Annotated in this window: 1 protein-coding gene; it reads right to left on the bottom strand. The window is 42.6% G+C overall.

The features are described from left to right. Window positions 1-66: 66 nt before the first annotated feature. On the bottom strand, window positions 67-666 hold a 600-nt coding region (locus A3756_RS21730; RefSeq protein ID WP_082865427.1), incomplete at its 5' end, for an SIS domain-containing protein.

Genomic DNA, 666 nt, shown 5'->3' with positions numbered 1-666 from the left:
ACCTGCCTCATAAGCCTTCTCTAAAGATAGTTAAATAAAGAGAAAGCCTGTTCTAGGCTTTCTTAACTAAAATGCGCCACCAAAAAGTTGATTTTCGATTTGGTGGCACATGGCATTAACTGCCATAAGTTGAGCTTCCATCGCTCGCGCTACCGAATTGGTGTTTAGCTGGATTTCAACATCCTGTCCCTGCTTTATCGCAGAAATTTTCCCATCTTTATGACCGATAAGTGTGATTACCTTGATGTCCTTTTCGTGCGCGGTTTGAATTGCTTGAACAATATTGCTGCAGTTGCCATCGATAGATAGTGCAATCAGGGTGTCTCCTTCGAAACCAATGGCTCTAATTTGCTTGGCATAGCTAAGGTTGTAATTGCCGTCCTTCGCAATAGCAGAAATAGTTGTGGAATCGATAGAAATATTGATCGCAGGAAGGCTTGGGCGTTCGAATTCCTGTTGGTTCATTAAGCAGGTTGTTAAAAGGCTTGCGATTGGTCCAGATAGACCGTTCCCGCAAATAATCAGTTTTTTATCGCTCAGAAGTGTCTGTGTAATTAGGTTGCAAGCTTGCTCCAGGTTTTCACTAAGTGCTTCAAGGTTTGCTGCGGCAGAATCAACAGCTTCACATAGGTAGTTTGATAGTGGTGATAGTTCGGACATTTCTAG

Source organism: Oleiphilus sp. HI0086 (assembly GCF_001635225.1).
Note: the sequence above shows the minus strand (reverse complement) of the source record. Positions and strands in the feature narration are given on the sequence as shown.